Annotated in this window: 8 protein-coding genes; all 8 read right to left on the bottom strand. The window is 30.4% G+C overall.

From position 1 onward, the window contains the following. Positions 1 to 227: 227 nt before the first annotated feature. Complete coding sequence (locus tag BUA03_RS16135; RefSeq protein WP_245792699.1) at positions 228 to 1,301, bottom strand: serine hydrolase domain-containing protein; 1,074 nt, start codon at positions 1,299 to 1,301, stop codon at positions 228 to 230. 269 nt (positions 1,302 to 1,570) lie between these two features. Then, positions 1,571 to 3,052: a serine hydrolase domain-containing protein gene (locus tag BUA03_RS16130; RefSeq protein WP_066082206.1), complete on the bottom strand. Its 1,482-nt coding sequence runs from the start codon at positions 3,050 to 3,052 to the stop codon at positions 1,571 to 1,573. A gap of 106 nt (positions 3,053 to 3,158) precedes the next feature. Continuing rightward, the gene (locus tag BUA03_RS16125; RefSeq protein WP_066082208.1) at positions 3,159 to 3,728 is read right to left on the bottom strand and encodes a helix-turn-helix domain-containing protein; all 570 of its coding nucleotides are present in this window, start codon (positions 3,726 to 3,728) and stop codon (positions 3,159 to 3,161) included. A gap of 235 nt (positions 3,729 to 3,963) precedes the next feature. Continuing rightward, positions 3,964 to 5,622, bottom strand: coding sequence for a serine hydrolase domain-containing protein (locus BUA03_RS16120; protein ID WP_066082210.1), 1,659 nt, complete (start codon positions 5,620 to 5,622; stop codon positions 3,964 to 3,966). Between the two features lie 179 nt (positions 5,623 to 5,801). Continuing rightward, on the bottom strand, positions 5,802 to 7,349 hold the full coding sequence (locus BUA03_RS16115) for a helicase associated domain-containing protein (protein WP_066082212.1): 1,548 nt from the start codon (positions 7,347 to 7,349) through the stop codon (positions 5,802 to 5,804). A gap of 230 nt (positions 7,350 to 7,579) precedes the next feature. Continuing rightward, positions 7,580 to 8,464 carry a DUF4231 domain-containing protein gene (locus BUA03_RS16110; protein ID WP_066082214.1) on the bottom strand — a complete coding sequence of 295 codons (885 nt, stop codon included), beginning with the start codon at positions 8,462 to 8,464 and terminating at the stop codon, positions 7,580 to 7,582. Next, positions 8,464 to 9,048: a TIR domain-containing protein gene (locus tag BUA03_RS16105; RefSeq protein WP_066082216.1), complete on the bottom strand. Its 585-nt coding sequence runs from the start codon at positions 9,046 to 9,048 to the stop codon at positions 8,464 to 8,466. The genes BUA03_RS16110 and BUA03_RS16105 overlap by 1 nt, the downstream gene beginning before the upstream one ends. A gap of 235 nt (positions 9,049 to 9,283) precedes the next feature. Then, a complete protein-coding gene (locus tag BUA03_RS16100; protein WP_066082218.1) occupies positions 9,284 to 9,850 on the bottom strand; it encodes a hypothetical protein in 567 nt (188 codons plus the stop codon). Between the last annotated feature and the right edge of the window lie 156 nt (positions 9,851 to 10,006).

Genomic DNA, 10,006 nt, shown 5'->3' with positions numbered 1-10,006 from the left:
CTTCTTGTTCTTGACATAATTCTGCTAATTTAAGGTTTTTAATCCTATCTTAATTTAAAGCAAAAAATTGTACGTTTTTTGGGGAGCAGCATAGACATGATGATTTTGAGAAACAAAATGCTAAACAGCAACAATGATAAAATGATCAAAAAGGCTAATTAGAATTCCGGATATTTAATTTAATACTTATACAGAAGTTCTCCGGAACCACTTTAGAAGATGGCATATTATTTATGAATGTTTTGTGGAAAGCTAAATTTTTGGTCTTTCAATATTGCTATGATCGCATCTGATATTTCAAAAACTTTTCCATTATAATTATTGTCTAACAAAATGACTGTAAACTTTTCATCAATATCCGAAACTAAAATGGCTTCATAATTTCCAGCTCTTCCGTCGTGTAAATGCTCAATCAAATTTTTATTCTTATATTTTGCTTTTCCCAGCGGGGATTGAGTTTCTCCTAAATCAAATGATTGACCTATTTCATAAAGCGATTGATTATTAATTATTTTTTTTGAGTGAAGGCAATTTATCCATTTTAACAAATCACTGGTTGTTAAGTAAGTTCCACCTGTTATTGGCAAGTCCGTTTTATCTTGAACTAGATTATTATTAAACCCTTTAGCTATATTTTTTTCATTTTCAAAAGGCGTTAAAATAGCCGAATTCATTTTGCAAGGTTTAAATAGGAACTTTTCTGCATACATTTTAAAGGACATCCCTGTCAATCGTTCAACAATAAATTGCCTTAAAAAAATATTATTGTTGTTGTAATCGTAATTTGTGCCAGGTTTAAAATCAAGAGTGTCGGTTAGCTTTAAACCATCAAAAAGGTCTTTGTCATTGTTAATAATTTTCCAGTTTACGTTAGGTATGCCGCTAGTATATTGTAATAAATCTCTAATTGCTACTTCATTTGCCCATTTTGGTAATTCAGGAATAAATTTAGAGACCTTATCGTCCAACTGCAATTTCCCTTGTTCCTGCAATTGCATTAAAGCTACCGCACTAAATTCTTTTGTGATAGATCCGATATTAAATCTATAATCAGCATTTAATTTCTTCTTTTTTGTTACATCGGTAAAACCAAATGAAGCTTGATAAATTATTTTATCGTTTTTTGAAATAAGTACGTTTCCATTAAAAACCCCAATTTGGTTTGACCATTTCATCAGAGAGTCAATTTGTTCTATTTTTTTTATTTGAGCAAATGTATTATTTGTCAGAACTAAGAGAATAGTGAAAATTGAGAATAGTTGTTTGTAATGTTGCATAATTTTTAAATTATTGTCGTTCATTATCGGTATTGATTACTTGTCGCCTACCGCTAGTACTTCTAAAAATCGATAAACGTCTTATTAGAACTTGATTTTATGTAAATATAGTTGATTTATCATACAAAAGAATTGAATTCAAAATCACTTTCGTGTTACTGTAAAACAATTCTCCAAGTAATAGCAAACCTGCAAATTCATACTACATAGACTTCTTTAACTCTTGCGATAGCTGCCGTTTGGCTGTCACTACCATTCAAGCCCAATGAATTCTTAGTTCTTGCGGGTAGTTTTTATTTTACCGTTTCAATTTCAACTATTTCTTTTCCTTGTTCGCCCCAATAATGGGTCAAAATTTTCTCATACACTTTGTATCCATCATCCACATTGGTGAAGATAATAAGTCCTTTTTTTGTTTTCGGATATATAAAAACAAGGGTTTGAACTCCGTTGTCTGCTCCACCTTGTGATAATGCATAATCTCCATTTTTAAAATTATAAATTTCAAATCCGAGTCCGAAATGTTTTCCGTTTTTAGTTGCAACTTGAGCCGTGACCATCTCGTCAAATACTTTTTCCGAAAGCCCATCACCGTTCATTACACTAACCAAAAACTTTCCATAGTCTTCCACTGTTGTCAATAGATCGTCTGCTCCATTCGCTGATTTGTTTTTAACTGTTTCGTATGGCTTTCCTTTAGTGTCATATCCAATAGCGACACGTTTTTCGTCAATCGTATTGTTCCAAATATAGTGCGTATCAGTCATTTTCAAATGCTCAAAAATTAATTCGCTGGCTAGTTGATTTAATTTTTTATTGAATTTATTTTCTAGGGCCTTTCGCAAATATTGAAATCCTTCGCCAGAATATTGATACTGACTCCCTGGTTCAAATTGAAAGTCCAACTTTTTTGATTTTGTTGAATATCTCCAATTTGGAAATCCCGTTTGATGACTTAAAATATGTCTGGTTGTAAGTCTTTTACTTCTTGGGTTATCCGCAACATCTGAGTCAGTCCAATAGTTATAAATGGGTTCATCCAAATCCCATTTGCCCAAACTGACCAACTTTAAAGTAATTATTGCAGTTACGGGTTTAGTTAAAGATGCTACATTGAAAATGGTATTATAAGGTGCGGCTGTCCCTTTTGTATGGTCACCATATACTTTTATTTGCTGAAGTTTGCCTTCATTAATAATTCCAATTCCTAAAGTTGGTACATTGTTTTCTTTTAGCCATTTATCAATTTCTCTTTCATTTTCAAAACTTGAAATTTCTGTTTTTTGTATTTCGTATGCTTGATGTCCAAAACTTAAAGACTTAGTTAATTTCCAATCATCATTTTCTAAAGTCCAAACATTAGTAAATTTTGCTGAACCGGGTTGGCTTTCTTTACTTTCGTAAAATAAATGTTCTCCGTTTTGAATAGCCCCATACAAAATTCCATTCCGGTAAAGCGGGAAAATTTCAGTACTTTCTTTTACTAAAACTCTCTTTACTTGACGAGTTCCTGGATTTTTGCAAAGTCCATTTTTTAAGTCGTAAAGAAATTTTGTTTTATTAGAAACTCCGTCTTTGTCGTGATAAAATTTTAAGTTTTCGCTTAATAAATTTTCGTACTGTTTGATGTTGCAAGTGTTGAACCCAACATTAAACAGTAAGCTGTCATTGGATAAAATAGTTTTGTAAAGTTCTGAATTTTTGTCAATCTGTGCTTTGCTGATTGCACTAAAAATGATGGTAATAATGAAGCTTAAGATAATTTTTTTTGTCATAACCAATTTTATTTTGCTGTAATTATATTTTCAGCAAAGGTCAAAAAAGCACTTTTTTTACCCTAAAAAATTCCACGACAATAACCTGACAAATTCCCGACAAATTTCATATCAAATTGAAATCCAGTTTATAATAAAGAGTTTTATTTCTGTCTATTTCTATTGCATTGCGAAGGATAATGAATACATTGGAGAAAACTATTAGTATTATAAGTAGTAGAGTAAACTTGTTTCCAAGTTTCAAAAAAATGCCTAACATAAATAATATAGGCGCAACAATTGTCCAAAGTATTTGAACAGAAATGAGTTGTTTTGTTAAGGCATTTTTTTGTTTCAGTACCAGCATAAGTATTAAAGGCACGAGAATGTTTAATAGCGGAATTACTGTAAATGGAATTGTTGAAAGATTGATTAATTTAAGATAAGAATAGTTAATAGAAATACCTTCTTTCAGTGGTTCGTTTTCTTCAACAATGATGTTTTCTGCTTTCGTTTGTTGGGTGACTAATTCGCTTTCTTGTACTTCTAACACTTTAGCCAAAACCCGAAGAGTGTAACCTTTGGGATCTCTTCCTGATTCAATCCGCTGTATCGTTCGTGCGGAAATACCTGATTTATCTGATAATTCTTCTTGAGTCAGATTCTTTAATTCTCTAATACTTTTTAGTTTTGACATGCTGTATATTTAAAATCACCGTTATAGTCAGTTAGTTTTAAAAACTTCAAAGTTTCTCAAACTGCGTTGCGAGTTGGTAAATATACTTGATTTGTAATACAAAAAACCGCTTCATAAAACACTACTCACTCTACCAGTCTAACAATACGATCCAGTAAGTAAACCGCCTCCAGTTCCATTCAATACAGGTTCATTACTGGCTTTGAAAGTCCAACGAAGTCTAGACGTTCATTTGCTATTTTTCTTGTCCTTGCGATACTGCTGGTATTAAATAACCTTGCATAATCTTGTCAACTTGTTTGTGCGCTTGAGGTGTATTATATGCTGTAGAAGTAATTACAATTACAATAGGCTGGTCTTTGAAAATAAAAATTCGATTACCACCATTACCACTCGAATAGTAAACTTCATAGTCAACATCATTTACTTTGTATGTTTTATTCCAAAATAGATAACCATAATACTCGTCTTTTGATATTGTCATCTGGTGTGATAAACTTTTTTCTATCCAGTTTTGGGATAGAATTTGTTTTCCATTCCAAGCACCTTGATTTTTGTATAACTGTCCAAACTTCGCATAATCCAACGAACGCAATTTTAAACTACCTGCTGTATTGGCCACTTTTTGAGGTGTGAACTGCCATTTATAATTTGTAATGCCGAGAGGCTGAAACAGGTTTTTATCAGCATATTTCTGCAAACCATCGGGAACAGATTTATGTATAATGTCGCCCAAAACTACAACACCAGCTGTAAAATAATCCCACCGCTTGTTTGTTACTTTTGCTTGATCAATAGGAAGATTTAATGCAAAGTCAACCCAATTATTTGTAGGATACATTTTTTCTTCATGCCCAGGTGATTCAGTAATCATATCGGAACCATCAAAATCTGAACTCATTGTTAGTAAATCTTTTAAAGAAATACTATCTTTTAATAATGAATAGTTTTGGAAGGTCTTTAGGTTGTAAAATTCTTTTAAGGTTTGTGTTTCGCTTTTTATGTAATTATCGTTGATTGCAATACCCAAAAGAGTAGATGCAAATGACTTTCCAACTGACCGTGTGTCGTGAAGTGTATTTCTATTTGCTCCGTTAAAATATTCTTCAATTATTAGCTGCCCATTTTTTATTACGACAACACTTGTAATATTCCTAAACGTTTGCGTTTCTATTTTACGATTCAGTTCCTCAATTTTTGAGATGTCAATTTTCACTGATGAAATTTGCCAGTCTTTAAGTGGCTTTATAGTCTGGACTTTAACCAATTCTTCATTAATTTTTATTTCTGGAACTATGATTTTTATTTGTCCTTCGGCAATAATACTACCTGTTACTATTTCGGTCTGATTTAGGTACGGTCTAATTTCAATTTTAAGAAGATGTCCTCCCTTTGTAAATGCGTCTTGTCCTCCGTTGGCTAGAAATCTATTCCAAAGAAATCTGCCCCATGAATCTTCATTAGCTGAACTTATTAACGGAACTCTAAAAACCGTTCTTTGATTTTTACTGTCAGAACTACCCGCACCTACATTAAGATTTTCAACATAAATCTTTTTGGTATCAATAACGAATGTAAATTGATAATTTCCATTTTTAGTAAGTTCTTCAGCAGATAATTGTGGCGCAAGTAAATGAAGATAATTTGTCAATGAGTTGCCCAAAAAAACTCTAATACTAAGGTCGGTTTTTTCTTTAAGTTCAAATGATGTAAGAAAGTCAGATTGTTTAAAATTTTCAAGAACAACACTCTGCCCCATGAAAGTAATTTTACCAACGTTTGCTTTGTGAATAGGATAAATAATGCTGTCGCTTTTTACAAAGTCTGTAGTCTGTCCAAATAAGTGAAGTGTTGTCAGGAAAATTGTGGTTAAAATGGCAAGTTGTCTTATCATATTTTTATTTTTGAATTGTTGGTATTGTTGTCTTTTAAAATGGCATATAACGACTCAATGCTTTGAAATGGCTTGTGTTTGGTAATCACTTATTTTTCAACTGAACGAAAATATGATTAAAAAACGGCATTTCCACTAAATTTCCCATCATGCTAAACCAGTGTTGTGCGACTGTGATTTTATACTGGAAATCCGCATTTTCTTAATTCTTCTAATTCGGTTTCGTTAAATTTATGAATTATTTCTTTCCAAGACCTTATACTCTTAAACCTTCTTTTTGTCCAAGAATGTAGGTAGTGGAACTCTCCGTTTTCTGATTTTATTGGATACCATTGACCTTGTTTCTTTCGGTGTAATTTCCATTCATCTGTTTTATCGATATATTTTTCGTGCATTTTCCCCCAAACTAATTTTTCTGAAAATTGAAGTTCCCAATATTCTTCAATTTCTTTTTTCATTTCTTCTGTAAATCTATCCTGTTTTAAAACATGCTTGTAAATTCGAGTTCTCCAATCTTTTTTATCTGGATTTTCTTTACTTAATGCTTCTATTAATCTTGAAAAAACATCTTTTGTATTTCTACCTGTTTTTGAAAAATCAAAGCCTAAATTTTCAATTTCCTTTCTTACTTCAAGTTTTTTTCCTTTTCTGTTTTGAGATGCAACGCCTGTTAACCACGTTCCTAATGTATATTCTTTATAAATATATCTATGATTAGCTTTAATATCTTCTCCATTATCTATAGCTTCTTTTAATATTTCTAGCCAAGATTTTTTAATTGTTTCCTGTCTTAAAATATGTCCATCACCAAAATAGAAATCTATCCCTAAAAGCTTATTGATATGCTCTTTAGGCATTTCGATTGTGGAATGATTATATAATAGCTTTTGTTTTTGATACCAACCATATAAAGTTCGGTCTTCATATTCTTTAGCTACGGTTACACAGTTATACTTTTCTCTGTAAGCTTTCATTTTTTGAAATAAATATTCCCATTTTTCAAGGTAAGTATCTGTGATTTTTAATTCTTGTTTCTTATAGTCTATTAAAGGTCTGTTATCTTTAATATCGATATTACCAAGTTCTACAGAACTAGGTTTTTTAAATTTTTTAGTTTTGTCATAAACTTTATTTAAATTATGGTTTACATTTTCTCCTTCAAAATCTTCATTTGATAATAAACCTTTCTCGTAAAGTTCATCAATATATTCTTGCTTAACATTATAAAGATTTGGTTCAGTGTATTCTAATAATGGATTAAAGTAATTTTTTAATTGATTGAGAACCTTCATTCCACTTTTGTCTTGGGTTGTGAAATCTAATAAAACTGACGCTTCAACATTATTAAATAATCCATTATTTGTAAAATTTGATGAGCCTATAATAATTCTATTTTTATCTTTTCCTTCAAATAAATATATTTTTGGATGATAAATATAGTTTTCTGTATTATAAATGTAACAAGGAATATTAAGCTCAAGTAGTTTTTCAAGCGCTTGTTTTGAAGTAACCTTTTGGTCGATACCTACAAAAAAAGTTATGTTTTTACTTTCTGCTTTTGCTTTTTTTAAAAATTTTAAGATTTGAGATAAACCTGTTTTTCTTAAAAATGCTACAAAAAATGTTATCTCATTAAAAAAATCATTATTTAACGCAGAACAAATATGATTCCCCGCAGTTTCGATTTCTTCATCGTATAATCCTTGACCTAAAAATTCTACAATCATAATTTATTCGTTATTTTTAAGCGGTTCACTTAGCATATCGCACAACTTGTCTATAACATCCAGAAGCATCACTTTTTTTAAAGTTTCACCATAACGCATGCTATTTATCCTAGCTTCTAAATAAACGCTTTACAAGCTATAGCCACAATACCTACTTTTAGTGATATTCAGTCCTGTTCAACAACTGCTTCATTGTTGGCTTTGCAAGCCCACCGGTCTGTTAGCAGTAGTTATTTTCGTTTTTGGGCTAACCACATTGTATGTTCTCTTGACATTGCATTTTCAGAATCTAAAACAAATTTAGAAAATGATTCTTCTGAATTTATTTCTTCTCCTACTTGTTTAATTAAGTTTAGTTCAGATGTTGCAGTTGTATAAGCTTCTTTATTTTCCTGATATTTCTTTAACTGTAACCAACTGAAAAAACTTGCTGATAAAGTGGAAAAAAGACCAACAAAATTGAACGAACAATTAGGAAATTTAATTAAATAACCTATGGAAATTAAACCTAAAATTTGGGCAATAATTACTGCCCAAAACCATCCTTCATATTTGCTTTTACTTTTATCTGCTTTGTTTTGATACCAGTCTATTTGATTATTAATTCTATGCTTTAAATAATACTGTTTTCTCATTTCAAGTGAATACTCTCTAATAACGTTCATCTCTTCCGAAATAATTGGAAGAGCAAGTAGTTTGGCACTTAATTCTTTGTTTAAATCTGAAAACTCATTTTTAACTTCTGTGATTCTTTCTCTAAATCTTTTTTTAGCTTCTGATGAATTCAAATCATTCTCAAAATATTCAGAGCAAGTAATATATCTCCAAGTTAGAGTTTTGCAAGATTCGGCTAATGCTCGTCCTCGGTACCAAATATCTTCATATTGTTTATTCTTTATTACTAAAGAAAGAATTGTGGCAATCAAAAGTAATATTCCTGAAATTACATAAATAATTGTTTTACTATTAGCTTCTTGATAATTATATATTGTTAAAGCCGAGGCAATAATCATTAATGATAAATCCCATTTAACATAGTTAACATATGTCGATTGTGCCACAAGTGAAGCTTTATCTCCTGCTCGAAAAAAATTTGGAAAATCTTTATCTTTCATTATGGTTTTACTTTGGTAAACGCAGATATTGCGTGAGTTCTTTTATTAAAAGCTTGGTCAATATAATAATTTGGAGTAGCACAAAATTCTTCCCATGTCGTTAAAACACAATATCTATCATCTTCATTCCAAGAGCATTTGTTATTTGGTACGTAATAATTATAAGAAAATTCTTTTATTATTGTTACGTCATCAATTTTAACAATTTTATGTGAACTTCCACAAGTTAGACAATTATTAGTTCCTAAATATATTGAATTAGTCATTGACGGGATTACAACACCTAATACACCATTTTTTGTGTTATTTACTCCGTTATATAATGACGCTTGTAATTCTCGCTTTATAAATGTTTGATTTTGTAAAAATGAATTTTCGGCGGAATTAGAACCAATTAAAAAAATAGTTACTGTGGAATCAGACAAGTAATTTTCACGAATTTTTCTCATAATATAATCCTCGTCATCCGAGTTGATTGGTTCATGTAATGATTTATCAATCATATCAACATCAAGATTATCATGAATATAGGTTTTGTAATCTTTGTCTTGAGTTTTAAAGGAAATGAAACATTTGTGTGCCATAATATTTTCGGTTTTTTTGTAGAATTAATACCAACGTTATGCCATTTAGCGAGGTTGTGAACTTTTGAAAACGAGTATTTTTCGATAAAAGTAAATGTTATTATAAACGGTAATTCCACTAAATCACACACTAGCTCAAAACGGCGGTTGGCCCTTCGGTTTTCTTGTCAATTTCGAGTTTCCACCGCTATTTATATAAACTGTTTTTAATTAAATTACATTATGTTCAAAGATATTATTTACCTTTTTGAGAATTGGCAGGAATTAAAGAATTGTCCTTTTTTTGGTTTAAAATTAAAGTACGCAGTTTGGATAATTCCAATTCCATTTCTTCTTTGGTTACTTGTTTTTCTTTTACGTTTTCTGATGTGGTTAAACTTTTTATAATTTCAACAGTACTATAAATACCACCTAATAAACCAAATACAAATATGTACCAAAAATATTTTACTTGCCATTTAGATAATTTAGCATCGTTAAGCTCTTTTGCTCTTATAACTTTTGAATGTTGCTTTTCTATGACAGATTCGTCGTATAATTTTTTAAAACCACCTTCCTTTATAAAATAGGATGTTTTTGAGTTCGCATAAATACTATTGGCATCTTTATTAAATATACAATTACAAACTTTAAATTCATTAAGTATGAACATCATTCTTTCAAATTCCAATTCTGAAAATTCGGAAAGATTTCCATTACCAAATTTTGATAAATCATCACAGCTCAAATATGTGTTTTCGTGAGATATTTTTTCTAGTATGAAATCTAAAACTTCAACATCCTCTTTTTTTAAATCTATCATATTTTGGTTTTTTAAACTGTATAATAACTAGTAAATAGCATCGACATCTTATACTTTTTTTTATGCTGCTCCCCAAAAAACGTACAATTTTTTGCTTTAAATTAAGATAGGATTAAAAACCTTAAATTAGCAGAATTATGTCAAGAACAAGAAGAG

It is taken from the genome of Flavobacterium fryxellicola (assembly GCF_900143245.1).
GTDB classification, from domain to species: Bacteria; Bacteroidota; Bacteroidia; order Flavobacteriales; family Flavobacteriaceae; genus Flavobacterium; species Flavobacterium fryxellicola.
This window is presented reverse-complemented; position numbering and strand designations above follow the sequence as displayed.

Excerpts from the sequence above, each read along its gene's own strand:
- BUA03_RS16135 (WP_245792699.1), bottom strand. The coding sequence starts at position 1,301 with ATGAACGACAATAATTTAAAAATTATGCAACATTACAAACAACTATTC.
- BUA03_RS16130 (WP_066082206.1), bottom strand. The coding sequence starts at position 3,052 with ATGACAAAAAAAATTATCTTAAGCTTCATTATTACCATCATTTTTAGT.
- BUA03_RS16125 (WP_066082208.1), bottom strand. The coding sequence starts at position 3,728 with ATGTCAAAACTAAAAAGTATTAGAGAATTAAAGAATCTGACTCAAGAA.
- BUA03_RS16120 (WP_066082210.1), bottom strand. The coding sequence starts at position 5,622 with ATGATAAGACAACTTGCCATTTTAACCACAATTTTCCTGACAACACTT.
- BUA03_RS16115 (WP_066082212.1), bottom strand. The coding sequence starts at position 7,349 with ATGATTGTAGAATTTTTAGGTCAAGGATTATACGATGAAGAAATCGAA.
- BUA03_RS16110 (WP_066082214.1), bottom strand. The coding sequence starts at position 8,464 with ATGAAAGATAAAGATTTTCCAAATTTTTTTCGAGCAGGAGATAAAGCT.
- BUA03_RS16105 (WP_066082216.1), bottom strand. The coding sequence starts at position 9,048 with ATGGCACACAAATGTTTCATTTCCTTTAAAACTCAAGACAAAGATTAC.
- BUA03_RS16100 (WP_066082218.1), bottom strand. The coding sequence starts at position 9,850 with ATGATAGATTTAAAAAAAGAGGATGTTGAAGTTTTAGATTTCATACTA.